Genomic DNA, 26,531 nt, shown 5'->3' on the forward strand with positions numbered 1-26,531 from the left:
GTTTTAGAGAGTCATATTTCTATTCTTAAAGTTTATTACAACAGCATTAATAACTTTTTCAAAATTATTTAAGTGTCTAACAGAACAGTTTTCATAAATGAGGTATTCGTAATAAACATTTTTATTAATCTCTGTATCATAAAGCAACGTATGAATATATATGCGTTCTGATTCCCCATTATTTTTTGGAAAAAATTGAAAGAAAAATGCAAGTTTAAATCTGTGTTTTCCGACTTTATGAATTGCTTTAGTGTAGTACTCTTCAGGCACAAAATGGTTATGTGCTAATGAAAATGATGTGCTTCTGATGCTATTTTTATAATCTGCAATATCTTTTTGTGAAAAATCAGAAAGAGAACAAGGTATATAACTTATATTATGTTTTTTTAAACTGTTATATACAACAGATTCTACCTGCTTCCTTAAGGCTTCTTTTTCAGAAGTAATAGAGTCGTTTATAGATGATTTTAAACTAATGTCATAGAATACAGGTAGTATATCTAAACTATTAATATAAACGTTTTCAATTGAAGCACTGCTATATTGTTCTAAATTAAATGCTGGACAATTATCATCTTGGAACGTTTCACTCGTAAGCTCTGTTTTATATTTTGAAACTCCGCACGATAGTATAGTTATGATTAATAATGCAAGAAAGCCTTTTTTTTTCATAAATCGAAAATAAAAAAAAGCGATTCATATTTGAGTCGCTTTTTAAAATTATATAAATAAATATTTTTTATAAATGTATCACTTCATCATAAGCATCGGCAACAGCTTCCATAACGGCTTCACTCATAGTTGGATGTGGATGCACTGCTTTTAAGACTTCGTGTCCTGTTGTTTCCAGTTTTCTTCCTAAAACGGCTTCAGCAATCATATCTGTAACTCCAGCACCAATCATGTGGCAACCTAACCACTCACCATATTTGGCATCGAAAATTACTTTTACAAAACCATCTTTGTTTCCGCCAGCACTGGCTTTACCAGATGCAGAAAACGGAAATTTACCAACTTTTATGTCTAAACCTTGTTCTTTAGCTTGTTTTTCAGTTAAACCTACAGAAGCTATTTCTGGGGAACAATAGGTACATCCAGGAATATTTCCATAGTCAAGAGCTTCTACATGTTGTCCTGCTATTTTTTCAACACACAATATACCTTCAGCAGATGCAACGTGGGCTAAAGCTTGTCCAGGAGTAACATCTCCAATGGCATAATACCCTGGAATGTTGGTTTGGTAATAATCGTTTACCAAAATCTTATCACGATCTACAGCAATACCAACGTCTTCTAAACCTATATTCTCAATGTTGGATTTAATTCCAACAGCCGATAAAATAATATCTGCTTCAAGAACTTCTTCTCCTTTTTTAGTTTTTACCGTAGCTTTCACACCTTTACCCGAAGTGTCAACTTTGGTCACTTCTGAAGATGTCATAATCTTAATACCACTCTTTTTAAATGAACGTTCTAGTTGTTTTGAAACATCTTCGTCTTCAACAGGAACGACATTAGGTAGGTATTCAACTATGGTCACTTCAGTACCCATAGAATTATAGAAATAGGCAAACTCAACCCCAATAGCTCCAGAACCCACAACAATCATTTTTTTAGGTTGTTTAGGTAAGGTCATGGCTTCACGATATCCAATTACTTTTTTTCCGTCTTGGGGTAAGCTAGGTAATTCACGAGAGCGTGCTCCAGTTGCTATTATAATATGATCTGCAGCGTATTCTTTACCATCAACGTCTATTTTTTTTCCAGGTTTCACTTTTCCGTAGCCTTCAATAACGTCAATTTTATTTTTTTTCATTAAAAATTTAACACCATTACTCATGCCATCGGCAACACCACGACTACGCTTTACAACAGCATCGAAATCCTTATCGGCTTCCTTTACCGATAGGCCATAATCTTCAGCATGCTTTAGGTATTCAAAAACTTGAGCTGATTTTAAAAGTGCTTTTGTAGGAATGCAGCCCCAGTTTAAGCATACACCGCCTAAACTTTCTTTCTCAACAACTGCTGTTTTAAAACCTAATTGTGACGCGCGTATAGCTGTCACGTAGCCACCAGGACCACTTCCAAGAACAATAACATCGTATTTACTCATTCGTCTATTTTTAATCGTTTTTTGAAGCTACGAATTTACGAAATAGGAAGCGAATAATAAATAATATTCATTTTTAAAATTTGGATTAAAAAAAGCACTTAAGCATTTTATGTAAGTGCATTATAAATTTATCCTTCAGGAATAAATTCCAAAGCCACGCCATTTATACAATGCCTTTTGCCTGTTGTATCTCTTGGGCCATCATTGAATACATGTCCTAAATGACCACCGCAAGTAGCACAATGCTCTTCATTACTTTCATAACCATTTCCGTATGCAACATTTCCTTTGATCTCACGGTCAAAGCTTGGCCAGCCAGTTCCGGAATCAAATTTGTGATCGCTCTCAAACAAAGGTGTACTGCAAGCAGCGCAAACATATACCCCTTTTTTATAGTTTTTGTTTAGCGGGCTGGAAAAAGGACGTTCGGTACCAGACTGCCTTAAGACATAGTACTGTTCTTTAGTAAGCTCTTGTTTCCATTCAGCTTTAGTTTTAAAAACTTTAAAGGTTTCTGTTTGTTTAGTTTCTTTTTTTTGGGCATTGCTGTTGCAACTCAAAAAAAGTGACAATGAAACTAATAGGATGAATTTGTTCATGGTGATTTTTTTTAATTGTGTCGTTAGCAGAAAGCTTTAATTACAAAAGAACCATGATAATGATATTTTGCGTATATTATTTAAGTCATCAACTTGTGACCAAAAAACACTTTATGTGTCGAAAATTAAAGAATGATTATTGTAAATTTGATTAAATAAAAACCATAAACTACATGAAAACAAAAAACATAATAATAACAGCCGCTATAACCTTGCTGTTTCTTTCTTGTTCAACTAATCCATTTACGGGAAAGCAAACCATGGCATTTGTGTCTAACGATCAATTATTTCCTGCTGCCTTACAACAATATAATCAAGTGCTTTCTGAAAATAAAGTGATAACAGGAACGCCAGCTTCAAAAATGATTACCCGAGTTGGACAACGTATTGCCATTGCAGCCGAACGTTGGTTAAATGCCAATGGTTATGAAGGGTATTTAAAGGATTATGTATGGGAATACTCGTTAATAGATTCTGAAACCGTAAACGCTTGGTGTATGCCTGGCGGGAAGATTGCCTTTTATACAGGTATTTTACCAGTTGCAGAAAATGAAACGGCTATTGCAGCCATAATGGGACATGAAGTAGCCCATGCTTTAGCTAACCATGGTCAACAACGTATGAGTGCCGCATATATTCAACAAGGGGTTGCGGTTGCTGGAAATGTTTTGTTGGAGGGCGATGAAAATATCGATATTTACAATCAAGCTTATGGAATAGCTTCAAATGTAGGCGGTATGTTGCCATTTAGTCGAGCTCATGAAACCGAAGCTGATAAAATAGGATTGTACTTAATGGCTATTGCTGGATATAATCCTAATGAAGCTGCTAAATTATGGGAACGCATGGATGAGATGAGTGGTGGACAAGCACCTCCTGAATTTTTAAGTACACATCCTGCCAATCAATCACGAATTGATGAGTTAAACAAACTAGCACCTCAAGCCATTGCTGAAGCTAAAAATTTTGGTGTGACTACATTTAGACCTTTAGGAAAATATTAGTATTTAAATTATTTGTTTTAATTTAGGAGCTGCTCAATAAAAGGGCAGCTTTTTTTATGAAATCTTACCAAAAAGGCAGTAAAAAACTTTTAAACGCTTGGGCGTTTTACGATTGGGCAAACTCGGTTTACACGCTAACTATTGCATCGTCAATATTTCCCATATTTTATTCTAGTTTGTTTGCATCAGCTGACGAACCTGTTTCGGCGTTTGGTTTTGAAATGAAACAGACCGTTCTTATATCAATAATAACGGCGTTTACATTTTTGGTTGTCGCATTTTCTTCACCAATCTTATCAGGAATAGCTGATTATGTGGGTAACAAAAAATTCTTCCTTAAGTTTTTTTGTTATATGGGAGGCTTGGGTTGTATAGGATTGTATTGGTTTGATTTAGACTTTATTCACACCAGTATTTTGTTCTATTTTATGGGATTAATGGGATACTGGGGCAGTTTAGTGTTTTACAATTCCTATTTGCCAGACATTGCATTTGAAGAACAGCAAGATGCCATTAGTGCCAAAGGATTTTCTTTAGGTTATGTGGGTAGTGTACTACTGCTATTAATAAACCTAGCAATGGTTATGAAGCCAAACTGGTTTGGATTTGATATCGGTACTACAGAAGCCGAAAAGAATGCAGCATCAATTGAAGCTATGAAAATTTCATTTATTACAGTAGGGCTTTGGTGGGTTCTGTTTAGTCAATATACATTTTACTACTTACCAAAAGGTGTGTCTTCTGGACATAAAGTAACAAAGGATGTTGTTTTAAAAGGATTTACTGAATTACGGCAAGTCTGGAAACAGCTAAAACAAAACTTACGGTTAAAGCGGTATTTGTATGCTTTTTTTGTATTTAGTATGGCTGTGCAAACCATTATGTTAATGGCCGTTTATTTTGGTGAGAAAGAAATAGCATGGGCAGACTCTGATGAAAAAACACAAGGATTAATAGTAAGCGTGTTGGTTATTCAATTGGTAGCCATTATTGGAGCTATTTTAACATCAAAGGCTTCAGAAAAGTTTGGAAACATAAAAGTATTGATTGTTCTTAACTTTATTTGGATGAGTATTTGTTTCTATGCGTATTTTATGGAAACACCTATTCAGTTTTACATTGCTGCTGGTATTGTTGGATTGGTTATGGGTGGTATTCAGGCCTTGGCACGTTCAACATATTCAAAGTTTTTACCGGAAACCGAAGACACCACATCCTATTTTAGTTTTTATGATGTAGCCGAAAAAATCGGGATTGTTATAGGTATGCTTATTTTTGCTGTGGTTGACTACAGAAGCTCCATGCGTGATGCTATATTATTCTTGTTTGTGTTTTTCCTGTTTGGAATAGTGTTACTTTTTAGAGTTCCTAAAAAGGCTTGACAATGTAATCTGTGAAACGTAATTAAAAAAAAGCGACCAATTGGTCGCTTTTTTTGTTTCATAAGTGTTCTGTTATTTTCCTTTAATAGATCCAGAACCTGATACTTTAGTATCTTCTTTTTCTGGATTGCCTTTGTAAGCTATATCTCCAGATCCAGAAACACGACCTCTAATACGTTTGTTACTTACAACTTGAGCATCACCAGATCCTGAAATGGATACTTCAGTATTATCAGAGTTTAAATTAAAACCTTCAAAATCTCCTGAACCTGCAATGTTGGCTTCAAGGTTTGTGGTGTTACCAGATAATGTAATGTCACCAGAGCCTGCTATACTGCTTTCCACTGAAGTAGCTTTGACGTCTAATTTAACATCGCCAGAACCGGCTAACGATACATTTAGATTAGTAGAAGTAATTGTAGTTTCGCTCCACAAATCACCTGAACCAGCAAGAGAAACACTATTGATATCCTGTATAGGTATGGTTACTTTAATGGTTTTTCCTAAACTACTTTTTAGGTTAATGCCATTTTCAGACTTGATAACTAATTTACCATTTTTTACTTCTGTAATAATGTGTTTTAATAAATTTTCTTCGCCCTCAAGTGTAATTTTTCCTTCAGTACCAGCTACTAAAACATAATCAAAAGACCCGGCGCAACTGACACCATCATAATCACTTGTGGTTCGTGTTTCTGTTGTCATATTACCATTTCCAGAAACTTTTTTCCAATTTTGCGCACAGCTAAATGCTGTAACAAATAAGACAGATAATAATAATACTTTGTTTTTCATGGTTTGTGTGTTATTTGATTGATATTAATTTCTATTTAATTTTACGCTACCGTAATCAGAGTTTATCTTTATTAAGTTTCCAGAGTTATTAGAGCCGTAATATCCTGCATAGTATTTTTCTCCAGATTCTTCTCGACTTTTATTGAATTCCAAGTCATCTTTTCCACTTAATGAGGCATATTCCAAATTCATTTCAAAGTTAAATTTATAAGCGCTATCGTAACCAATATGAATACCTACATAATCAGAGTTTATGGTTATGTTCCCTGCATTGGCAGTCATTCGCTTAATTTTAATAGACCCGTAATCCGCATCGATAGTTACATTTTTATAAATATCACCTAAAACAACCGTTAAGTAGTCGCCATTTCCGGTTACATTATTGGCTTTTTCAGCGGTTAAGGATCCGTAATCACAATCGTAGGTAATATCTTCGGCTATTTCAAATTTTGATTGCGTATAGTCTGCTGATAGTCTAATGTTTTTGGCTTTGGCTACGGTAAACCCACTATAATCAGCATCTATTGTTCCTCCACCTATATATTCAAAATAGCATCCTTGACTATAGTCAAAATTGAGGGAGTTGTCTGTGCTCATTAACTCTTTGGTTGTTATTTTACCATAATCGCAACTAATTGAAGCTTTGCCTTCCAGTTTATCTAAATTTATACTGCCATAATCGTTATCTAGTTTTACAGAATTTGTTATAGGCATTTTTATTACATAATTAACACTCATTTTTGAGCTGCCATTACTGCCCCAATTCCACCAAGATTTAGATTTGTTTTTATTAAAAATTGTTTTTGCTGAAACCATATTTGAACTGGCATCAAAATCTACCGTTATTTCATCAAGCTTTTTAATGACTTTGTCTTCGTTGCCTCCTTCGACAGTTATTGTGACTTCAATATCAATACGGTTTTCGTTCCAAGTCACTATGTTTAAATTTCCATAGCTATTATCTACCTTTAATTCGGCATTGCTATTTACATTAAACGATTTTTTAATGGTTTTCTCTTTTTTGTGCTTTACTGCGTTGTCAGGGTTTATAGATGCAACAATAAGTGTTGGCATCAATAAAAGCACGATTAGGGTTTTAGATAGTATTGTTGTTTTCATGTTTACTGTTTTTTAATTGTTCAACTATTTCAATTTGTTGTAAAGTATTCTGTAATATTTCAATACGATTTTGAAAGTTTGAAATCATAGCATAAATAACACGCTGGTCATTCCCGCTTTCAGTTAAATCTGTTATCAACGACTCATATTCGTTTTCTAAACGTTTCATTTGATTAAGGGCATCCTGAATAAGCATTTTGGTTTCAGGATTGGTGGCGTTTTCAAGTTTCTTTAACTCTATAGCAATAGTAGAAGTAAAGAAGTCTTGGGTTTGTGCCATTTCTGGAGACACGCTAGCTAAACCAGAAGCATTTACATCTTGATTATTACCGAAGGTCAATACTAATATTAAGGCAATAGAAGCTGCTACACCAACTAACGGTTTCCAAATAGACCAATGTTTTTTGCTCACGTCAACAGTTTTCTTTTGATTGTTGAGTTTAGCCATAAACCGTTTTTTATGGTCTTCATTAGGCGTTTCCTGATCAAAACTACCTTGTAAATCTTCAAAAAGAGAGTCTAAATTATCTGTGCTCATAATTCAATTTTTAATAACTTACTATTGGTTCAAGTTTTTTACGTAAGCTTTCTTTTGCCCGTGATATTGTTGTTCTGCAATTGGCGTAAGAAAGATTCATAATGTCTCCAATTTCCTCATAATCATATCCTTCAATTAAATGTAATGTTAAAGCAATTCTATAATTGTCCTTTAGTTGATTCAATGTATTTAAAACCAACTTGGCTTTGTCGCTTGATGATGATGTGTCGTTATCCAAACCTTGAAAGTCATCTTCAACTTTATGCATTGCATGCTCAAAAGGAACGTTTTGGTACTTACTATTTTTGTTGAAACGGTAAATACTGTTGTTAATAACAATTCGTTTTAGCCATGAACCAAAAGTCACTGTATCTTTCAGGCTGTAGAGTTTAGAAAAAGCAGTTAAAAATGCATCTTGCATGACATCCTCTGCTTCAAAGCTGTCTTTTACAATTCTAAACGCTACGTTATACATGGCTTTGTAATAACGATTATAAACTTCCAATTGCGCAAATTGGTTTCTAGCCCTACAAAGCTCTATGAGCTCTTCGATATTTTTGGTGGTTAGTGTCAAAAAATTCAAATTGTTATATTAAAGAGTAAGCAGATTTTCATTTGTTACACTTTTTAAAAAAAAACTTTTTAGTATCAAGGTATTCATGGCATATAAATTGAACTTATTATAGCGTTACAAACCTAATATTTAATTTAAATTACTGATTGTTAGTTTTGTAGATTAAAACTTAATATTTAAAAATACAATAGAAATTCTGTTATCTGAAGTAAAAATGACAGAATGACTTAAATATATCTATGAAGAAATCTAATTTTTTAAGCCTTGACAGTTTGTCATTACAGGATTTTGATGAAAATTCAGAATTAATTCCTTTAATGACACCAGAAGACGAAGAAGAAATACGAAAAGAGGAACTTCCCAACTCATTACCTATACTTTCATTACGTAACACGGTATTGTTTCCAGGTGTTGTTATTCCTATTACAGCTGGACGTGATAAATCCATTAAGTTAATAAAAGATGCGAATAATGGCAGTAAGGTAATTGGTGTTGTGTCCCAAAAAGATGAAGCTGTAGAAGACCCAACAGCTAATGATATTTTTAAAACTGGGACTGTTGCCAGGATTTTAAAAGTATTGAAAATGCCAGATGGTAATACAACAGTTATAATTCAAGGTAAAAAACGTTTTCAGGTTGACGAAGTAGTGTCAGAAGAGCCTTATTTAAAAGCTACTGTAAAAGAAGTGCCTGAAGCTAGACCTGCAGCTAAAAACAAAGAGTTTGAAGCGATAATCGATTCGATTAAAGAATTGTCACTTCAAATCATTAAGGAAAGTCCAAATATTCCAAGTGAAGCCTCATTCGCCATTAAAAACATAAAAAGCGATTCGTTTTTAATAAACTTCGTGTCTTCCAATATGAACTTATCAGTTACTGACAAGCAAAAATTATTGGAAATAAACGATTTGAAAGAGCGTGCGTTGGAAACTTTAAAGTATATGAATATTGAGTTTCAAAAATTGGAATTGAAAAACGATATTCAGTTAAAGGTTCAAAGTGATATGAGCCAACAGCAGCGTGAATACTTCTTGCACCAACAAATGAAAACCATTCAGGAAGAGCTTGGTGGTGTTAGTCATGATGAAGAGTTGGATGATATGAAACAACGCGCTAAATCAAAAAAATGGCCAGAAAAAGTAGCCAAGCATTTTGATAAGGAATTGGCTAAAATGCACCGAATGAATCCTCAAGTGGCTGAATATTCCATTCAACGAAACTATTTAGATTTGTTTTTGGACTTACCGTGGAATGATTACAGTAAGGATAAATTCGATTTAAAACGCGCTAAGCGTATTTTAGATAGAGATCATTACGGTTTAGACGATGTTAAGCGTCGTATTATAGAGCACTTGGCGGTTATAAAACTTCGTAACGATATGAAGTCACCAATACTTTGTTTATATGGACCTCCAGGAGTTGGTAAAACTTCTTTAGGGAAATCTATTGCAGAAGCTTTAGGAAGAGAATATGTGCGTATGTCATTAGGTGGTTTACGTGATGAAGCAGAAATACGCGGACACCGTAAAACTTATATTGGTGCCATGCCAGGGCGAATTTTACAAAACCTAAAAAAAGCGGGTACATCAAACCCTGTTTTTGTTTTAGATGAAATCGATAAGCTTTCCAACTCACATCAAGGTGATCCATCATCGGCTATGCTTGAAGTTTTAGATCCAGAACAGAATAGTGAGTTCTATGACAACTTTTTAGAAATGGGTTATGATCTTTCCAAAGTTATGTTTATTGCCACATCCAATAGCTTGTCAACCATTCAGCCTGCATTGTTAGATAGAATGGAAATTATAAATGTTACGGGATATACAATTGAAGAAAAGGTTGAAATAGCCAAACGACACTTATTGCCTAAACAATTAAAGGAACATGGTTTAACCGAAAAAGATTTGAAAATAGGTAAACCCCAACTGGAGAAAATTGTAGAAGGATACACAAGGGAGTCTGGAGTTCGTGGCCTAGAAAAACAGCTGGCGAAAATGGTACGTTATGCAGCTAAAAACATAGCCATGGAAGATGACTATAATATAAAAGTAACCAATGAAAATATTGTTGAGGTTTTAGGCGGACCAAAGCTAGAGCGCGATAAATATGAAAACAATAATGTTGCTGGTGTCGTTACAGGTTTAGCTTGGACTCGAGTAGGGGGTGATATCTTATTTATTGAATCTATCTTATCTAAAGGCAAAGGTAACTTAACGGTTACTGGTAATTTAGGTAAAGTCATGAAAGAATCTGCTACAATAGCCATGGAGTATATTAAGGCTAATGCTGATGAATTGGGCATTAATTCAGAAATTTTTGATAAGTATAATGTGCACATCCATGTACCTGAAGGTGCTACACCTAAAGATGGGCCTAGTGCAGGAATTACCATGCTAACTTCATTAGTGTCTTTATTTACACAGCGTAAAGTAAAGAAGAGTATAGCCATGACAGGCGAAATCACACTTCGAGGGAAAGTACTTCCCGTAGGAGGTATTAAAGAAAAAATACTAGCCGCCAAACGCGCTAGAATTAAAGAGATTTTACTTTGTGAGGAGAACAGACGTGACATTGAAGAAATAAAACCAGAATATCTAAAAGGCTTGACTTTTCACTATGTTTCAGATATGGGTGATGTTATTAAATTGGCATTAACAAACCAAAAGGTTAAGAATGCTAAAACCCTATAATACATTTGATTAATAGTAAAAGACCTCGAATTAAAATCGAGGTTTTTTTATGTATTAAAAATAATTTATACTTGCAGCCGTTTTAAGATAGATTTAGTTACTTTGCAACTTTATGATTAAGAGATTTACCACTGTTATTTGTGTTTTTTTCAGTGCATATTTATGCGCTCAAGTAGGTGGTGAAACTACATATCAATTCCTTAACCTTATTGCTTCACCAAGGCAAGCAGCTTTAGGGGGTAAAGTATTTACTAATATAGATTACGATGTTACCCAGGCCTTAACAAATCCCTCGGCAATTAATGTTGAAATGGACAATCAATTGGCATTAAATTACTCAAGTTATTTAGGAGGCATTAGTTATGGTACTGGAGCTTATGGATATACCTGGGACAGACGTGTGTTAACGTTCTTTACGGGTATTACCTATATTAATTATGGTAGTTTTGATGGTTATGATGAACAGGGCAACCCTACGGGATCCTTTAGTGGTAATGAAGCGTCTTTGTCTTTTGGACATTCGAGACAAATTGGGTATTCTGATTTTTATGCAGGAGGAACTATCAAGCTAATTACTTCAAAACTAGAGCAGTATTCATCATTTGGAGCAGCAATTGATGCTGGTTTGATGTATATCAATGAAGATATTGAGTTTCAGGCCACATTGGTAGTCAGAAATTTAGGGATGCAAATAACAACCTATGCAGGGCAAAACGAGCCCTTACCTTTTGAAATTGCTTTTGGTATGTCTCAAACATTGGAGAATGTGCCTTTGCGTTGGCATATAACATTAGAAAACTTACAGGTTTGGCCATTGGCGGTTAGTAATCCTGCACGAGCAGAAACGGATTTGGAAGGCAATCAAACTCAAGAGAAGACGGGTTTTTTTACTAATCTTATAAGCCATACAATTCTTGGTGCAGAACTTTTTCCTGAAGGTGCATTTAATATTAGATTGGGTTACAATTTTAGACGAGGCCGGGAGTTGCGAATTGATGAACAACGAAATTTTTCTGGAATTTCAGCTGGAATTGGTTTGCAACTCAATAAATTTAGATTTAGCTTTACCCATGTGCGCTATACCAGTGCATCGAATGCTAATTTCTTCGGTATGCAAATAGATTTAAGATAAATGCAAAAGATTACGATTGCTATAGATGGATATTCCTCAACAGGAAAAAGTACTGTTGCAAAACAACTGGCAAAGTATCTGGGCTATGTTTATGTCGATTCAGGTGCCATGTATCGTGCTGTTACGCTGTTTGCCATGGAAAAAAACTTTATTGGCGATGATCATTTTGATGTTAAGGACTTAATTTCAAATTTAGAAAGCGTTCAAATTTCATTTAAGCTAAACAGTGAAACGCAGGTAGCAGATGTGTATTTAAACGACATTAATGTTGAAAAAAAAATTCGAACACTAGAGGTTTCCAATTTTGTGAGTCAGGTGGCAGCTGTATCTGAAGTTAGGAGCATGCTAGTTAAACAACAGCAAAAAATGGGAGAGGATAAGGGCGTTGTTATGGATGGTCGTGATATTGGAACTGTTGTATTCCCTAATGCCGAATTAAAGATTTTCATGATGGCCTCGGCTGAAAAGCGGGCACATAGGCGTTACCATGAATTAATCGAACGAGGAGACAATGTAGATTATAATGAAGTTTTGCACAATATTCAAGAACGTGATTATATTGACACACATAGAGAAGATTCTCCATTAATTAAGGCTGATGATGCTATAGAAATTGATAACTCTAACCTAACTTTAGAAGAACAATTTCAGAATATATTGCAACTTACTTCCCAAGTATTAGAAGCACTATAATAAATATTTAATTTTCAGTGAATAAGCTGTTGTTTTATTAAGGAAAAAGTAGTATTTTTGCACTCCTTTTTAGCGATGCATTGAAAATTAAGAAGGGAATACAAAATATAACATAACACTTCTGTGTGTTAATTGCTTAAAATTTTCAAGACATAACAGAATACAAATTATTATCAGCATATGGCTGAAAAAGCAAAACAAGCGGAAGTTGAAGCAACTGAAGCACAAACAGTTGAAGCAACTGAAACAAAAACAGCAGAGGCTCCAGTAGTATCTGAAGCTCAAGCAAACCCTGAAAAATTCTTAAAAGATTTTAACTGGCACAATTACCAAGAAGGTATTGATGAGGTTGAAGATTCGCAATTAAAAGAATTTGAAAAATTAGTAGCAGAGAATTTCGTTGACACTTTAGATGATGAAGTTGTAGAAGGAGAGGTTATTCACATTACAGATCGTGATGCCATTATTGACATTAACGCTAAGTCTGAAGGTGTTATTTCATTAAACGAATTCCGTTACAATCCAAACTTAAAAGTAGGAGACAAAGTAGAAGTATTAATTGATGTTCGTGAAGACGCTACTGGTCAGTTGGTATTATCACACAGAAAAGCTCGTGTAATTAAAGCATGGGATCGTGTGAATGCTGCTCACGAAAGTGGAGAAATCGTTAATGGTTTCGTTAAGTGTAGAACTAAAGGTGGTATGATTGTAGATGTTTTCGGAATTGAAGCATTCTTACCAGGTTCTCAAATTGATGTGAAGCCAATTCGCGATTACGATCAATACGTAAATAAAACAATGGAATTCAAAGTTGTTAAAATCAACCACGAATTCAAAAACGTTGTGGTTTCTCATAAAGCACTTATCGAGGCTGATATTGAAGAACAAAAGAAAGAAATTATTGGTCAGTTAGAAAAAGGACAAGTATTAGAAGGTGTTGTTAAAAACATTACTTCTTACGGTGTGTTTATTGACCTTGGAGGTGTAGACGGTTTAATCCACATTACCGATCTTTCTTGGTCACGTATCAACCATCCAAATGAGATTGTTGAGTTAGACCAAAAATTGAACGTCGTTATCCTTGATTTTGATGAAAACAAATCAAGAATCCAATTAGGTCTTAAGCAATTATCTAAACATCCTTGGGATGCATTAGGTGAAGACGTTAAAGTTGGTGACAAAGTAAAAGGTAAAGTAGTTGTTATTGCAGATTACGGTGCATTTATTGAAGTTGCTGATGGTGTTGAAGGTCTTATCCACGTTTCTGAAATGTCTTGGTCTACACATTTACGTTCTGCTCAAGATTTCGTTTCTGTTGGAGATGAAGTTGAAGCTCAAATCTTAACATTAGATAGAGAAGATCGTAAAATGTCTCTAGGTATTAAGCAATTAACACCAGATCCATGGACAGATATCACATCTAAATATCCTGTAGGTTCTAAACACACAGGTACGGTTCGTAACTTTACAAACTTTGGTGTATTTGTTGAATTGGAAGAAGGTATTGATGGTTTAATCTATATTTCTGATTTATCTTGGACGAAGAAAATCAAGCATCCAAGTGAATTCTGCAACGTAGGTGATAAATTAGATGTTGTTGTTCTTGAATTAGATGTTGAAGGACGTAAATTAAGTTTAGGTCATAAACAAACAACAGAAAACCCTTGGGATAAATATGAAGAAGAATTCGCTGTTGGAACTGTCCACAAAGCTGAATTAACTGAAATAGTTGACAAAGGTGCTACTATTGATTTTAATGAGGATATTGTAGCTTTCGTTCCTTCTCGTCATATGGAAAAAGAAGACGGTAAGAAACTTAAGAAAGGTGAAGAGGCAGAATTCAAAATCATTGAATTTAACAAAGAGTTTAAACGTGTAGTTGCTTCGCATACAGCTATCTTTAGAGAAGAAGAAGCTGCTAATGTAAAAGCTGCTGCTAAAAATGCTGCTGCAGAGGCTAAACCAACTTTAGGTGATGCTAATGACACATTACAAGCTCTTAAAGATAAAATGGAAGGGAAATAATAAACCCTCCATTATAAAGCGTAAAAGCCTTCCAATTTTTGGAAGGCTTTTTTATTTTTTTGCATTATCTTTGTTCTCCAAACAACGTTTGGATAGTTTATGAGTCAAAAAGTTTTACTTAACGCAAAAGAGGTAAACATCATTCTTCATCGATTGGCTTGTCAACTTATTGAAAACCATAACGACTTTACCAATACAGTTTTAATAGGTTTACAGCCAAGAGGTAAATACATGGCTAATCGATTAGCTCAAATGTTAAAAGAGGAGTACAAAATTAAAAATTTGCAACTCGGGCATTTGGATATCACATTTTTTAGAGACGATTTTAGACGAAGTGATAAACCCTTAGAAGCCAATACTACAGAAATAAATTTTCTTGTTGAGAATAAAAAAATTGTTTTTATAGATGATGTGTTGTACACAGGAAGAAGTATTCGTGCAGCATTAACAGCTATCCAGTCTTTTGGTAGACCAAACGAAATTGAATTATTAACGTTAATTGATAGGCGTTTTAGCAGACACTTGCCCATACAACCCAATTACAAAGGAAGGCAAGTAGATGCTATTAACGAAGAAAAAGTAATCGTGCATTGGCAGGAGGAGCAAGGCGAGGATGCGGTTTACTTAATAAACAAATAATAATATGAGCGAGTTAAGTGTCAATCACTTATTGGGAATTAAATATCTTAATAAAGACGATATTAAACTTATTTTTGAAACGGCTGACCACTTTAAAGAAGTGATTAATAGGCCTATCAAAAAAGTGCCTTCCCTTCGTGATATTACTATTGCCAACTTATTTTTTGAAAACTCTACTCGAACAAAATTATCTTTTGAGTTGGCAGAAAAACGCCTTTCAGCCGATGTCATAAATTTTTCAGCATCACAATCTTCTGTTAAAAAAGGGGAGACCTTAATTGATACGGTAAACAATATTCTATCCATGAAGGTGGATATGGTTGTTATGCGCCATCCTAACCCAGGAGCTAGTGTATTTTTATCCAATCATGTCAATGCAAGTATTATTAATGCTGGTGATGGCGCACACGAGCACCCAACCCAAGCTTTATTGGATTCGTATTCCATTCGTGAGCGGTTGGGGGATGTGAAAGGAAAGAAGGTTGTAATAGTTGGGGATATATTGCACAGTCGCGTGGCATTGTCAAATATTTTTGCATTAAAAACCCAAGGCGCCCAAGTTATGGTCTGTGGACCAAAAACTTTAATTCCAAAATATATTGATAAACTGGGGGTTAAAGTTGAAACCAATTTACGAAAAGCCTTAAATTGGTGTGATGTGGCTAATATGCTTCGTGTTCAAAATGAACGTATGTCTGTGAGTTATTTTCCTTCAACACGGGAATATACACAGCAATACGGTGTTAATATGGAGTTATTAAATACATTGGATAAAGACATTACAATTATGCATCCTGGACCTATAAACAGAGGAGTTGAAATTACCAGTGATGTAGCAGATTCAGATCAAGCCATTATATTGGACCAAGTACAAAATGGTGTAGCAGTTAGGATGGCTGTTATTTATTTATTAGCTTCAAAAATAAAACAGTAACACTATGATATTTGATAAGCAGGATAACATAACTGTTATTACACAGGAAAAGGCATCGGTTGTTGAACTGGTCAAGAAATTAGACGTTTTATTCGATCGTTTTAAAAATGATAATATCATAATATGCTTAACGAGTTTAAGGCAAATTCCTCTTAATGAAATCGTGGAGTTTTTAAATTTATCAAACACACACAGGCAAGCAAAAAACTCCTTTGTAATTGTTACCGATAAAGTAAATTTTGATGATATGCCAGATGAGTTGGTTGTTGTTCCTACAATGCAGGAAGCTTATGATATTATTGAAATGGAAGAAATGGAACGCGATTTAGGGTTTTAGTGTGAAATGATTATCGTGCATTCCTCCTGACCTCTGAAAAACATGCATATTAATAGATGAAATTAACCATATTAGGTTGTCATAGTGCCACACCACGCGTAGATACCCATCCTACATCACAAGTATTAGAAATAAATAATAATATTTTTTTAATTGATTGTGGAGAAGGTACTCAAGTGCAATTGCGTAAAAACAAAGTTAAGTTTTCAAGAATCAAACATATTTTCATTTCCCACCTCCATGGAGATCATTTTTTTGGTTTGATAGGTCTGGTTTCTACTTTCAGGTTGCTTACAAGAGAAACCGATTTACATATTTATGGACCAAAGGGCTTAAAGGAAGCTATTACGCTACAGTTAAAATTGGGCAACTCCTGGACAAATTATAAGCTAATTTTTCACGAGCTAATTTCAGAAGAATCGGAATTAATTTATGAAGATGAAAAAGTAACCGTACATACCATTCCTTTAAAACATCGCGTTTACACTAATGGTTTTCTGTTTAAAGAAAAACTTGGTGAACGCAAATTGGATTTAAATGCAACCCTAAACGCTAATATTGATAAATCGTACTACCGAAAATTAAAACAAGGTTTCGATGTAGTAAATGAAGATGGTAAGCTTATTTTAAATGCAGATGTAACTAAAGATCCTGCCAAACCAAAAAGTTATGCCTATTGTAGTGATACAGCTTACACAGAAACGATTATTCCTATTATTAAAAATTCTGATGTATTGTATCACGAATCTACATTTTTGGAAAAGCATGCCCATTTATCGAATCCTACAAAGCATAGTAGTGCCATTGATGCAGCGACTATTGCACAAAAGGCAGGAGTTGGTCAATTAATACTTGGGCATTATTCTACACGTTATGATGACATTTCGGGTTTTAAAGAGGAAGCACAAACCGTTTTCGAAAATGTAGAATTAGCAGAAGCGGGAAAAGTGTTTACGTTTTAAACTCGTCAAGATTTTGAATCCAGTGAATGGCTTCTTCTAAGCTAGAACAGCGTTTTAAACTGTTTTCGGTAAATTGTTTTTCAAGAGTTGCATTCATATATCCAAAGTCATCATGAATCACAACAGCACTAGCCACTATAAAGCCAAACTCCTTGTTGAAAGTAGACCATAAATGAGGATCAATAGAGTAGGAGTTTATTCTGTTGGAGATATATCCAATCTTTATGTTATTTCCATAATGAGCTATTAATTCATATGAAACTTCCTGTATTTTTTCCCAGTCAAAGTGTACGCCTTCATGTAATTCTGAAATAATAAAATTATCAAACAAATAAAATTTACCAAAAGGGAATACTAGTTTGCTGTGTTTTAACTGGTTGAAATAAATGCTGTTTTCAAATTTCATTTCTGTAATTAATGCTTAAATTTATATAAAAAAATAAACAAGACAAGAGCCAATAGTAATTTATGGATGCAGATTTAAGTAATTATAGAAGGTCGTACGAAAAGAATGAATTATCGCTTTCTAAAAGCCCAGAAAACCCCTTTGAATTGTTTAGGGATTGGTTTTTAGAAGTAGATGAGCATTTTCCGGAAGACGAAAATAATGCCATGACTATATCTACTTTGGGTTTAGATGGCTTTCCTAAAAGTAGAGTCGTTCTGTTAAAGCGCTATACTTATGAAGGTTTTATTTTTTACACCAATTACAATAGTGAAAAAGGTAAAGCCATTCAAGCGAATCCTAATGTGTGCTTGTCCTTTTTTTGGCATGGAGCCGAACGACAAATTATAATAAAGGGTAGGGCTGAAAAAGTTGCTGAAAATTTAAGCGATGGTTATTTTGAATCGCGACCAAGAGGAAGTCAATTAGGGGCCTTGGCTTCTAAACAAAGTGAAGTTGTAGAGAGTAGGGAGGTATTAGAAAATAAATTAAAACGTTTGGAAGAACAATTTGAGAATAAAGATATACCAAGACCTGATTTTTGGGGCGGTTTTATAGTAAAGCCCATAGAGTTTGAATTTTGGCAGGGACGCGCTAATAGACTACATGATAGAATTCGCTATAGGCTTGATAATGAATGCAATTGGATTAAAAGCCGATTATCTCCATGATAATATCGGTAAAGTGTAGTTTTATCGTGATTAAAAACACTTAATATCGATAAAAAACATTATAAATCGATAAAATGCATGTATTTTATCGATTTTAACATTTTGTTAACAGTCTTTTTTGGTTAGGAAGTTAATTTTACTATCCCAAATCTAAATAACCTAACAATGAAAAGACCTACGTTACTACCAGTTATGGTTTTATTTGCTATGTTCATGTTTTCATGTTCATCAGATAACCTAGACGACAAAGCCGAAGCTTATAATGCTAATCTAGTTATTCCTGAAGCTAAAGGCATTGAAGTTGAAATTTTAGAGCTTATAAACGACCATAGACTTAATTTAGGTTTAAACCCGTTGTCTGACATGGGTATAATTAAATCGCAAGCCTATAACCATACTACTTATATGCTTGAACAAAATGCTATCTCGCACGATAATTTTTTCTTGCGTAAATCGTATTTACAAAGCAACGCTGGAGCTAATACAGTTTCAGAAAATGTGGCCTATGGCTATACAAGTGCGCAATCTGTTGTAAACGCTTGGTTGAATAGTGATGGTCACCGTGCCAATATTGAAGGTAATTTTACCAATTTTGATATTTCGGCAGAACAGGATAACGATGGTAACTGGTATTACACAAACATATTTGTAAAGAAATAATTAGAATATTGATTAATAGCAATTCAGATTACTTTACATTAAAAAAGCGACTTTATGGTCGCTTTTTTTAGTTTAAAGAACTTATAATTGATTGTTATAATCACTAATTATAAATTAGTTTAACCCGTTTGTATTTAATACTTTTTTTTAATTTATCTTTTCTTTTATTAAAATAGAAAATTAATCGGCTTTTAGTGACTTTTACATTCCATTCAATATCAGTTTTGTTTCCGTTCCCATATTCAGTCAAGGTATAAAATTTACCATTTCGTCTGATTTTCCCGCTACTTATTTCAGGTTCAAAATCTTTATAGGTTTTCCAAGTCTTTCTGTTTTTCATTAAATACCTTTTTAAGGTATAGCTTGAATCAGAATGAATTGTAATTTCAGAAACCTCATATGAATAAGTTGTACTATAATTATGATCATGGTATAAATAGATTGGTTCATTCGTTTGCCCAAATACATTAGACATGAATAATAATAACAATGTTAGAATTCTATTTTTCACCTAGTAGTGTTTTTTAAAATCTGTCCCAACGGTTTAGGCTATGGTTTCGTTGCGTGAAAATCCACAAGGATTTTCAGAAGTAGGCTAGAAGAAGCAATTACTTATAGCTATTGTTGTGTATAGTTTAGTTTTATTGTTTTGAAGAATCAATGAGGTCTTTTATAGCTTTAGATACTACTTCTGGTTCATCTATATGCACGTGGTGTCCACTATGTGCCGCTATAATTTGTTTGCTATTAGAAGAAAGATTCAATAAATCTTTTTGCAAAGATTTTGAATGATTAAGAAGTTGTTCACTACTCCAGTTACTATCACCTTCTTTAATTTTTTTTTGACCTGCACTAATAACAATTAATGGAATGTTTTCTAAAAGATACTTTTCTTTGTTTTGAAACATTTCTTGAAAAATTTCAGCTTCATAAGTTTTTCCTTCCCCTTTTACATAAGTCCAAGGTCGTTCATTATAAATCCAATTAAAAAGTTGTTTGTCTCTATTCGAAAATTTCTCTAACATATCTCCAAAATCTTTTTTAGGTTGAAATGATTTTGTTTTTTTTGGGAATTCTAAATAAGTAGTATTTATTGTTGGAATAGTGTCTTTTGCGGTCAATCTCATTTTTTTCCATTCCATTTTTTTAAGTTCTTTATTGTAGACTTTTAAAACAACATCTGGATGAGTAGCATCAACGAGTACAATTCCAGCAACTTCATCTTTATATTCTTTAGCAAATAAATTTGCTAATACACCACCTAGGGAATGTCCAACTAAAATATAAGGGGGTGAAAAGTTAGCTTCTTTAAGAAGCTCATGTGTATCATAAACTTGTTGGTTTAAGGCCATTCCATGTCCGTGTTCACTCCAGCCTTCTCCTGCTTGATCAATAGCTACAGCTTTAGTAAATTGCCCAACTTCTGGAAGAACTAAATTCCAATTTAGTGCAATGTCACCAGCTCCATGAAAAAGTACTACTGTTGGACCTTTTTGATTTTCGCCTGCAAGAAGAACATGCATATTATGACCTTTTACGTTGTACAATTTTCCTGGAGGACTAAATTTTACTTCTTGTTTATTATGTAAAACCGTTTGTGGTTTTTTCTCTACAACAACAGATTTTTTTTTGCAGTTGGTAAGAAGTAGTGCAAAAAATAGAATTTTAATAAGATTGTGATATTTCATTTTAATTATTTTTAGAACAGTTATTCGTTATTTTAAGTAATATTTTGTTGACTATATCTATTTCTTCTTGTGTAATATTTTTAAGCGCATTTGACCTATTATTTAATATTACTGGTTTAAGTTTTTTTAAAGCTGTAATACCTTTTTCCGATGCTTGCAAGTCAAACCTCCTTCTATCTTCTCTATTAATTTTGCGTTTTACATATCCTTTTTTTACCAAAAGTTCTATCATACGAGTAATAGAAGCATGATCTTTATAAAGAATATTAGCTACTTCTTTTTGATTTAATTTTGAATTTGAATCTATCATTATTAAAACTAATACCTGATCAAGTGTAATGTCACTAATATGCTTTGAAATATTGTCTTGAGAATACCTACGATATTCTTTAATGGTCTTTTCTATGGAGTAGAAAATAGTTTTTAAAGGAGGTGTAATCATAATTTTATTTATTTGATACAAATATAATTGATATATCATATAAATAAAAATATATTTATAAAGCATGTGTATATAGCACTAATAGTAGTGTTTTATGTATTATATATACAGCTTAAAATCTAGTGTATTTTAATTTATAAAAATTTAAAAGCCACTCACAAGGAGTGGCTTTTTAGTTAATAAGATTATTGTTAGGAAGGTTTTAATAAATGTAAGCTTATTAAATCAATTTTCTTAAATCTTAATAACTATGTATTGTATGTTAAGACTTAAGCCTTCTTAATTATTATCACTTAATATTATAAATTTAGAACGTCTGTTTTCTTGATGCTTTTCTTTAGAACATTTTACACCATTTGAACATTCGTTAACCAATTGTGTTTCGCCATAGCCAATAGCGCTTTCTATACGCTCTGTAGCAATACCTCTAGAATATAAATACTCTTGGGTAGATTTGGCACGACGGTCTGATAACTTCATATTATATCTATCACTACCACGACTGTCTGTATGCGATTCAATTTTAATAACCATATTTGGATGCGCACGCATTACTGAAACAATGTTTTCTAATTCGTAAGCGGCATCTGGTCTAATGTTCCATTTGTCAAAGTCAAAGAAAATAGGATTAATAACAATTTCGTTATCATTAATCAACGGGATTAAATTAAGGTCTACCGTATGTTCTTTACCATATTCGGTAGTGGTTTTTAATTCTTCCAATGCATCTTTGTAGTCTTGTTTAGAGCCTAGTATTTTGTATTCCTTATCACAATCGGCTTCTAATTGGTACTCGCCATTTTTATCTGTTGTTACTTCAGAAACAATTTTACCAGATTCTTTGTCTATTAACTGAACCGTTACCATAGCAAGAGGAGTTAATAGTTTGCTATCTCTGGCAGTACCTTTTATTATTTGCTTGCATGGCAATTCTTTAAAACCATAAACATCGTCTCCACCTTTTCCTTCTGGTCGGTTAGAGGAGAAGTATCCGGTTTTAGAATCACTATCCATAAAGAATGCGAAATCGTCGTAACCACTATTGTATGGTGCTCCTAAATTCACAGGTTCTTCTTGAGATCCGTTTTTTAGTATATCTGATTTAAAAATATCTAATAAGCCAAGGTTTAAAAATCCATCTGAAGAGAAGTATAGGGTACTATCTTTTGCTACATAAGGAAACATTTCACGTCCTTCGGTATTAACAGTTGCTCCTAAATTTTCTGGAGTTCCATAACTATCACCGTCGATTGATACTTTATAAATATCTGTTTGTCCAAAACCACCTTCGCGATCTGAAACAAAATAAAGTGTTTTGTTATCTGGACTTAATGTTGGGTGACCTGTAGAATATACATTGTCGTTAAACGGTAATTCTATAACGTTGCCCCAAACACTGTCCGTTTTAGTGGCCTTATAAATTTTTAAATGTGAGGTTCCTTTTTTATCGTAAACGGGTCTGTTTCTGCTATTCACGTTATCTCGAGTAAAATACATGGTGTTACCATCATTGGTAAGACATGCGCTAGCCTCGTGAACATCATTACGTTGTTTGCCTTCAAAAGCCAGTAGGGTTACATTGCTTACCGTAGCAGTGCCATCTTCTTCGTTTACAGAAATTTCACCTTTGTAGATATCTAAATAAGGTTCTCCATTCCATTTATAGATTTCGTTTTCAGTATTTCTAGATGAAGAAAAATAAAGAGAACCCTCGTGGATAAAACCGCCAAAGTCGGCATAGTTTGTATTACTATCTAAATTTTGAGTCTCAACGTATATACCGGTTGTAGATTCTAACTCTTCATAAATACTTAAATTACCTACACTTAAATCGGCCACACGGCTATCTGAACTTTGAATGTCTTTGAATTTTGATAACCACTTATCGGCTTCAACATAATTACCCAAACTACGTTGTGTTTGGATGTACTTGTAAATGTATTCAGGGTTGATATCTGAATATTTGTTTAAAGCTTTTTCATACCATATTGCAGCCTGTTCAGAATTAGAGTTGTTGTAATAACAATCTCCCAAACGTGTTAAGACATGCTCGCTACTATCACCTTTTTTTACAGCTTCCTGATATAAATCGGCAGCTTTTAAATAGGCATAATTCTCGAAGAATTTATCTCCTACTTTGCTTTGCGAAAATAGAATTGTACTACTTAATGCAATTATTGCGAATATAACTTTAGTTTTCATACGATTTTATTTTTAGAAGTATCTAGGTGATTTAATTCGTTTCATTTTAAATAGCTCAAACATGATAAGTACTTCATGAGTTCCTCCAGTATAAGCGTTCAAATCTGATAAAGGATACTCATAGGCATACCCAATACGTAATTGTTTTGAAACCTGGAAATCTGCTATACCAGCAAGAGCTGAAGTATTTTGATTAATCCTGTATCCGCCACCAAGCCAAAACTTTTCATAGAATAAGAAATTAGCAGTAATATCAAATGAAAGAGGAGCTCCATTAGTAGCTTTTACTAAAAATGCAGGTTTTAATTTTGTATTTTCTCCTAAATCAAAAACATAACCACCAGTAAGGTAATAACTAACCCGTTCTAATGCTTCGTAGTCTTGACCATTACTATCTTCGTCGTTATAATCGTTAGTCAGGATTCTTGGTGTTGAAAGTCCAACATACCATCTATTCGAATGCCAGTAAACACCTGCACCAATATTAGGACTCCACCTATCATCAATTCCATAAACACTTGGGTCTGTTACAGAAGGATCTGCTGAAAATCTATCAAGTGTATAGCTTGTAAATCCAGCTTTTATACCAAAAGCTAGTTCTGATTTTTCACCAGTTTTAATGGTATAAGAGAAATCTCCGTACAAATAAGTAAAACGTTCGTCACCAAGTTTATCATTAATAAACGAAACACCTAAACCGATTTTATCATTACGTAATGGTGAATGGACGGAAAGTGTTTGCGTTGTAGGTCCACCATCAAAGCCAACCCATTGACTTCTATGTAGGCCAACTACACTTAATGTCTCTCTACTACCTGCATATGCAGGGTTTATAGAGATTGTGTTATACATGTACTGAGTGAATTGTGGTAATTGTTGTGCAATACCAAACGTACAACTTAATAATGCTAACGCAATTATATTATGTTTAACAAGTTTCATAGGTTAAAGTTTTATTTGGTTCCTACGTAGAAGTAACCAGTAATTGGTTTTAATCCACTATTTTTTAAATTAACAATATAGTAATATGTTCCTGTTGGGACTGTATCTGCACCACCAACTGATGATTTATGTGCAGAACCATTCCAATTATTTTGATAATTATCAGTTTCAAAAATCATAGCGCCCCAACGGTTAAATACTTTAATATCAATTACAAATCCACATTCTTCAATACCTGTAATTTCAAAGTACTCATTATATTGGTCACCGTTAGGCGTTACAGCAGTAGATATTACAACATCTTCTAAACCACATGGTAATACAATACAATCGTCATTAACCGTTATTGTCACTTGTGTTGTGCTTAAACATCCATTTTCCATAACTGAATAGCTGAAAATGTAATCGCCAAGTTCAACATCTAGCGGATCAAAATAATTTCCGTCTAACGTGGTGTCTCCAGATTCCACAACCCAAGTTCCAGAATCATCAGTACCGCTATAGTAGTCGAATAAGTCAATTATTCCATCTTCTGAACATCTACTGTCTGAAATTTCAGTGACAAAGTTTTCATTTGTTACAAAAACATATTGTTCGATCATGTCTTTATTACCACAATTGTCAATTACAGACCAGGTCCAAATAATTTCATAATCACTGTCAGAACCATCCGAAGTACTCGTTACAACAAAATCTACAATAGTTACGTCACCAGAGCATTCATCAAACACTAAAGTTGGCGGTTCAGGAATTTCACTACAAACAACCGAAAGATCAGATAGATCGTTAGTTGCCTGTGGAGGTATAGTATCTATTACATTAATAATCTGTGATACAGAGCTTGAGTTGTCACAAGCATCGGTAAACGTCCAAGTACGTGTGATTATGATGTTACACGGATCTGTACTATCAGTATTATCCACACCGGTCACTGTAATATCACCGGCACAGTTATCATTAGCAGTCAAATCACCCGGAGCAGGCACATCAGCAATACACTCATAAGTGATATCGGCAGGCGCACTAGGAGCCACAGGCGCAATGGTATCAGTCACTGTAATGGTTTGTGAAACCGAACTTGAGTTGTCACAGGCATCGGTAAACGTCCAGGTACGCGTGATTATAATGTTACAAGGATCTGTATCGTTAGTAGAATCAACAGCCGTAGCCACAATATCACCAGAGCAATTATCCGTAGCTGTCAAGTCACCCGGAGCAGGTACATCCGCGATACACTCGTAAGTGATGTCTGCAGGCGCACTAGGAGCCACAGGTGCAATGGTATCGGCCACCGTAATAGTCTGTGATACAGAGCTTGAGTTGTTACAGGCATCGGTAAACGTCCAAGTACGTGTGATAATAATGTTACAAGGATCCGAACTATCTGTAGAATCAGAACCGGTAACTGTAATATCACCAGCACAGTTATCGTTAGCTGTCAAGTCACCCGGAGCAGGCACATCAGCAATACACTCGTAAGAGGTATCTGCAGGCGCACTAGGAGCCACAGGCGCAATGGTATCGGCCACGGTAATAGTCTGTGATACAGAGCTTGAGTTGTTACAAGCATCGGTAAACGTCCAAGTACGTGTAATAATAATGTTACAAGGATCGGAACTATCTGTAGAATCAGAACCGGTAACTGTAATATCACCAGTACAGTTATCATTGGCAGTCAGGTCACCTGGAGCAGGCACATCAGCAATACACTCGTAAGTAATGTCTGCAGGCGCACTAGGAGCCACAGGTGCAATGGTATCGCCCACGGTAATGGTCTGTGATACAGAGCTTGAGTTGTTACAGGCATCGGTAAACGTCCAAGTACGTGTGATAATAATGTTACAAGGATCGGAACTATCTGTAGAATCAGAACCGGTAACTGTAATATCACCAGCACAGTTATCGTTAGCTGTCAAGTCACCCGGAGCAGGCACATCCGCGA

Annotated in this window: 26 protein-coding genes; 12 read left to right on the forward strand and 14 right to left on the reverse strand. The window is 34.3% G+C overall.

The genetic code is table 11. From position 1 onward, the window contains the following. Nucleotides 1-3: 3 nt before the first annotated feature. The 3 genes from K7G76_RS07520 to msrB form a co-directional block, all read right to left on the reverse strand. Nucleotides 4-672: a hypothetical protein gene (locus tag K7G76_RS07520; protein WP_223033543.1), complete on the reverse strand. Its 669-nt coding sequence runs from the start codon at nucleotides 670-672 to the stop codon at nucleotides 4-6. Nucleotides 673-739: 67 nt separating this feature from the next. Beyond that, nucleotides 740-2,116: a dihydrolipoyl dehydrogenase gene (gene lpdA, locus K7G76_RS07525; protein WP_223033544.1), complete on the reverse strand. Its 1,377-nt coding sequence runs from the start codon at nucleotides 2,114-2,116 to the stop codon at nucleotides 740-742. Nucleotides 2,117-2,244: 128 nt separating this feature from the next. Next, complete coding sequence (gene msrB / locus K7G76_RS07530) at nucleotides 2,245-2,715, reverse strand: peptide-methionine (R)-S-oxide reductase MsrB (RefSeq protein WP_223033545.1); 471 nt, start codon at nucleotides 2,713-2,715, stop codon at nucleotides 2,245-2,247. 173 nt (nucleotides 2,716-2,888) lie between these two features. On the opposite strand from msrB, the gene K7G76_RS07535 reads away from it, so the two are divergent. Both K7G76_RS07535 and K7G76_RS07540 read left to right on the forward strand, forming a co-directional pair. Then, on the forward strand, nucleotides 2,889-3,719 hold the full coding sequence (locus tag K7G76_RS07535; protein ID WP_223033546.1) for a M48 family metallopeptidase: 831 nt from the start codon (nucleotides 2,889-2,891) through the stop codon (nucleotides 3,717-3,719). A 56-nt stretch (nucleotides 3,720-3,775) separates the two neighbouring features. After that, on the forward strand, nucleotides 3,776-5,101 hold the full coding sequence (locus tag K7G76_RS07540) for an MFS transporter (RefSeq protein WP_223033547.1): 1,326 nt from the start codon (nucleotides 3,776-3,778) through the stop codon (nucleotides 5,099-5,101). 72 nt (nucleotides 5,102-5,173) lie between these two features. Here the strand turns inward: K7G76_RS07540 and K7G76_RS07545 are convergent, their stop codons facing one another. The 4 genes from K7G76_RS07545 to K7G76_RS07560 are packed head-to-tail and all read right to left on the reverse strand — an operon-like array spanning nucleotide 5,174 to nucleotide 8,127. After that, entirely contained in the window at nucleotides 5,174-5,896 is a 723-nt protein-coding gene (locus tag K7G76_RS07545) for a head GIN domain-containing protein (RefSeq protein WP_223033548.1), read from the reverse strand. A gap of 24 nt (nucleotides 5,897-5,920) precedes the next feature. Continuing rightward, complete coding sequence (locus K7G76_RS07550; protein WP_223033549.1) at nucleotides 5,921-7,015, reverse strand: DUF4097 family beta strand repeat-containing protein; 1,095 nt, start codon at nucleotides 7,013-7,015, stop codon at nucleotides 5,921-5,923. Then, on the reverse strand, nucleotides 6,993-7,553 hold the full coding sequence (locus K7G76_RS07555; protein WP_223033550.1) for a hypothetical protein: 561 nt from the start codon (nucleotides 7,551-7,553) through the stop codon (nucleotides 6,993-6,995). The genes K7G76_RS07550 and K7G76_RS07555 overlap by 23 nt, the downstream gene beginning before the upstream one ends. Nucleotides 7,554-7,563: 10 nt before the next feature. Further along, a complete protein-coding gene (locus K7G76_RS07560; protein ID WP_223033551.1) occupies nucleotides 7,564-8,127 on the reverse strand; it encodes an RNA polymerase sigma factor in 564 nt (187 codons plus the stop codon). Nucleotides 8,128-8,366: 239 nt separating this feature from the next. On the opposite strand from K7G76_RS07560, the gene lon reads away from it, so the two are divergent. The 8 genes from lon (at nucleotide 8,367) to K7G76_RS07600 (ending at nucleotide 17,539) form a co-directional block, all read left to right on the forward strand. After that, on the forward strand, nucleotides 8,367-10,817 hold the full coding sequence (lon, locus tag K7G76_RS07565) for an endopeptidase La (protein WP_223033552.1): 2,451 nt from the start codon (nucleotides 8,367-8,369) through the stop codon (nucleotides 10,815-10,817). Between the two features lie 112 nt (nucleotides 10,818-10,929). Next, on the forward strand, nucleotides 10,930-11,949 hold the full coding sequence (porQ, locus tag K7G76_RS07570; RefSeq protein WP_223033553.1) for a type IX secretion system protein PorQ: 1,020 nt from the start codon (nucleotides 10,930-10,932) through the stop codon (nucleotides 11,947-11,949). Then, entirely contained in the window at nucleotides 11,950-12,642 is a 693-nt protein-coding gene (gene cmk / locus K7G76_RS07575; protein WP_223033554.1) for a (d)CMP kinase, read from the forward strand. A 180-nt stretch (nucleotides 12,643-12,822) separates the two neighbouring features. Next, nucleotides 12,823-14,667, forward strand: coding sequence for a 30S ribosomal protein S1 (gene rpsA / locus K7G76_RS07580; RefSeq protein ID WP_223033555.1), 1,845 nt, complete (start codon nucleotides 12,823-12,825; stop codon nucleotides 14,665-14,667). A gap of 99 nt (nucleotides 14,668-14,766) precedes the next feature. Beyond that, the gene (gene pyrR, locus K7G76_RS07585; protein WP_223033556.1) at nucleotides 14,767-15,306 is read left to right on the forward strand and encodes a bifunctional pyr operon transcriptional regulator/uracil phosphoribosyltransferase PyrR; all 540 of its coding nucleotides are present in this window, start codon (nucleotides 14,767-14,769) and stop codon (nucleotides 15,304-15,306) included. 4 nt (nucleotides 15,307-15,310) lie between these two features. Continuing rightward, the gene (locus K7G76_RS07590; RefSeq protein WP_223033557.1) at nucleotides 15,311-16,240 is read left to right on the forward strand and encodes an aspartate carbamoyltransferase catalytic subunit; all 930 of its coding nucleotides are present in this window, start codon (nucleotides 15,311-15,313) and stop codon (nucleotides 16,238-16,240) included. Between the two features lie 4 nt (nucleotides 16,241-16,244). Next, nucleotides 16,245-16,577 carry a ribonuclease Z gene (locus K7G76_RS07595; RefSeq protein ID WP_223033558.1) on the forward strand — a complete coding sequence of 111 codons (333 nt, stop codon included), beginning with the start codon at nucleotides 16,245-16,247 and terminating at the stop codon, nucleotides 16,575-16,577. A 56-nt stretch (nucleotides 16,578-16,633) separates the two neighbouring features. Next, a complete protein-coding gene (locus K7G76_RS07600) occupies nucleotides 16,634-17,539 on the forward strand; it encodes a ribonuclease Z (RefSeq protein ID WP_223033559.1) in 906 nt (301 codons plus the stop codon). Here K7G76_RS07600 and K7G76_RS07605 read toward each other — a convergent pair. After that, entirely contained in the window at nucleotides 17,529-17,945 is a 417-nt protein-coding gene (locus K7G76_RS07605) for a hypothetical protein (RefSeq protein ID WP_223033560.1), read from the reverse strand. The genes K7G76_RS07600 and K7G76_RS07605 overlap by 11 nt on opposite strands. Nucleotides 17,946-18,007: 62 nt before the next feature. Between K7G76_RS07605 and pdxH the strand changes: the two genes are divergently transcribed. Together pdxH and K7G76_RS07615 are read left to right on the forward strand one after the other, a co-directional pair. Continuing rightward, a complete protein-coding gene (gene pdxH, locus K7G76_RS07610; RefSeq protein WP_223033561.1) occupies nucleotides 18,008-18,655 on the forward strand; it encodes a pyridoxamine 5'-phosphate oxidase in 648 nt (215 codons plus the stop codon). Nucleotides 18,656-18,820: 165 nt separating this feature from the next. Beyond that, entirely contained in the window at nucleotides 18,821-19,315 is a 495-nt protein-coding gene (locus tag K7G76_RS07615) for a CAP domain-containing protein (RefSeq protein ID WP_223033562.1), read from the forward strand. Nucleotides 19,316-19,418: 103 nt separating this feature from the next. Here the strand turns inward: K7G76_RS07615 and K7G76_RS07620 are convergent, their stop codons facing one another. From K7G76_RS07620 to K7G76_RS07645, 6 genes are all read right to left on the reverse strand, one after another. Next, the gene (locus K7G76_RS07620; RefSeq protein ID WP_223033563.1) at nucleotides 19,419-19,826 is read right to left on the reverse strand and encodes a hypothetical protein; all 408 of its coding nucleotides are present in this window, start codon (nucleotides 19,824-19,826) and stop codon (nucleotides 19,419-19,421) included. A gap of 130 nt (nucleotides 19,827-19,956) precedes the next feature. Beyond that, complete coding sequence (locus K7G76_RS07625; protein ID WP_223033564.1) at nucleotides 19,957-21,003, reverse strand: alpha/beta hydrolase; 1,047 nt, start codon at nucleotides 21,001-21,003, stop codon at nucleotides 19,957-19,959. A gap of 1 nt (nucleotide 21,004) precedes the next feature. Further along, entirely contained in the window at nucleotides 21,005-21,445 is a 441-nt protein-coding gene (locus K7G76_RS07630) for a MarR family winged helix-turn-helix transcriptional regulator (protein WP_223033565.1), read from the reverse strand. Between the two features lie 279 nt (nucleotides 21,446-21,724). After that, on the reverse strand, nucleotides 21,725-23,647 hold the full coding sequence (locus K7G76_RS07635; protein ID WP_223033566.1) for an OmpA family protein: 1,923 nt from the start codon (nucleotides 23,645-23,647) through the stop codon (nucleotides 21,725-21,727). A 12-nt stretch (nucleotides 23,648-23,659) separates the two neighbouring features. Beyond that, nucleotides 23,660-24,589: a PorP/SprF family type IX secretion system membrane protein gene (locus K7G76_RS07640; RefSeq protein WP_223033567.1), complete on the reverse strand. Its 930-nt coding sequence runs from the start codon at nucleotides 24,587-24,589 to the stop codon at nucleotides 23,660-23,662. Between the two features lie 11 nt (nucleotides 24,590-24,600). After that, nucleotides 24,601-26,531: gliding motility-associated C-terminal domain-containing protein (locus K7G76_RS07645; protein WP_223033568.1), on the reverse strand; the 1,931-nt coding region annotated here is incomplete at its 5' end.

This window comes from Hanstruepera marina (assembly GCF_019880635.1).
GTDB classification, from domain to species: Bacteria; Bacteroidota; Bacteroidia; order Flavobacteriales; family Flavobacteriaceae; genus Hanstruepera; species Hanstruepera marina.

Bases quoted from the DNA above. Each gene is read 5' to 3' on its own strand.
- K7G76_RS07550 (WP_223033549.1), bottom strand. From the start codon at position 7,015: ATGAAAACAACAATACTATCTAAAACCCTAATCGTGCTTTTATTGATG.
- K7G76_RS07625 (WP_223033564.1), bottom strand. From the start codon at position 21,003: ATGAAATATCACAATCTTATTAAAATTCTATTTTTTGCACTACTTCTT.
- K7G76_RS07635 (WP_223033566.1), bottom strand. From the start codon at position 23,647: ATGAAAACTAAAGTTATATTCGCAATAATTGCATTAAGTAGTACAATT.
- msrB (WP_223033545.1), bottom strand. From the start codon at position 2,715: ATGAACAAATTCATCCTATTAGTTTCATTGTCACTTTTTTTGAGTTGC.
- K7G76_RS07545 (WP_223033548.1), bottom strand. From the start codon at position 5,896: ATGAAAAACAAAGTATTATTATTATCTGTCTTATTTGTTACAGCATTT.
- K7G76_RS07605 (WP_223033560.1), bottom strand. From the start codon at position 17,945: ATGAAATTTGAAAACAGCATTTATTTCAACCAGTTAAAACACAGCAAA.
- cmk (WP_223033554.1), top strand. From the start codon at position 11,950: ATGCAAAAGATTACGATTGCTATAGATGGATATTCCTCAACAGGAAAA.
- K7G76_RS07590 (WP_223033557.1), top strand. From the start codon at position 15,311: ATGAGCGAGTTAAGTGTCAATCACTTATTGGGAATTAAATATCTTAAT.
- pyrR (WP_223033556.1), top strand. From the start codon at position 14,767: ATGAGTCAAAAAGTTTTACTTAACGCAAAAGAGGTAAACATCATTCTT.
- K7G76_RS07520 (WP_223033543.1), bottom strand. From the start codon at position 672: ATGAAAAAAAAAGGCTTTCTTGCATTATTAATCATAACTATACTATCG.
- pdxH (WP_223033561.1), top strand. From the start codon at position 18,008: ATGGATGCAGATTTAAGTAATTATAGAAGGTCGTACGAAAAGAATGAA.
- lon (WP_223033552.1), top strand. From the start codon at position 8,367: ATGAAGAAATCTAATTTTTTAAGCCTTGACAGTTTGTCATTACAGGAT.
- lpdA (WP_223033544.1), bottom strand. From the start codon at position 2,116: ATGAGTAAATACGATGTTATTGTTCTTGGAAGTGGTCCTGGTGGCTAC.
- K7G76_RS07615 (WP_223033562.1), top strand. From the start codon at position 18,821: ATGAAAAGACCTACGTTACTACCAGTTATGGTTTTATTTGCTATGTTC.
- K7G76_RS07595 (WP_223033558.1), top strand. From the start codon at position 16,245: ATGATATTTGATAAGCAGGATAACATAACTGTTATTACACAGGAAAAG.
- K7G76_RS07535 (WP_223033546.1), top strand. From the start codon at position 2,889: ATGAAAACAAAAAACATAATAATAACAGCCGCTATAACCTTGCTGTTT.
- K7G76_RS07600 (WP_223033559.1), top strand. From the start codon at position 16,634: ATGAAATTAACCATATTAGGTTGTCATAGTGCCACACCACGCGTAGAT.
- K7G76_RS07630 (WP_223033565.1), bottom strand. From the start codon at position 21,445: ATGATTACACCTCCTTTAAAAACTATTTTCTACTCCATAGAAAAGACC.
- K7G76_RS07540 (WP_223033547.1), top strand. From the start codon at position 3,776: ATGAAATCTTACCAAAAAGGCAGTAAAAAACTTTTAAACGCTTGGGCG.
- rpsA (WP_223033555.1), top strand. From the start codon at position 12,823: ATGGCTGAAAAAGCAAAACAAGCGGAAGTTGAAGCAACTGAAGCACAA.
- K7G76_RS07555 (WP_223033550.1), bottom strand. From the start codon at position 7,553: ATGAGCACAGATAATTTAGACTCTCTTTTTGAAGATTTACAAGGTAGT.
- porQ (WP_223033553.1), top strand. From the start codon at position 10,930: ATGATTAAGAGATTTACCACTGTTATTTGTGTTTTTTTCAGTGCATAT.
- K7G76_RS07640 (WP_223033567.1), bottom strand. From the start codon at position 24,589: ATGAAACTTGTTAAACATAATATAATTGCGTTAGCATTATTAAGTTGT.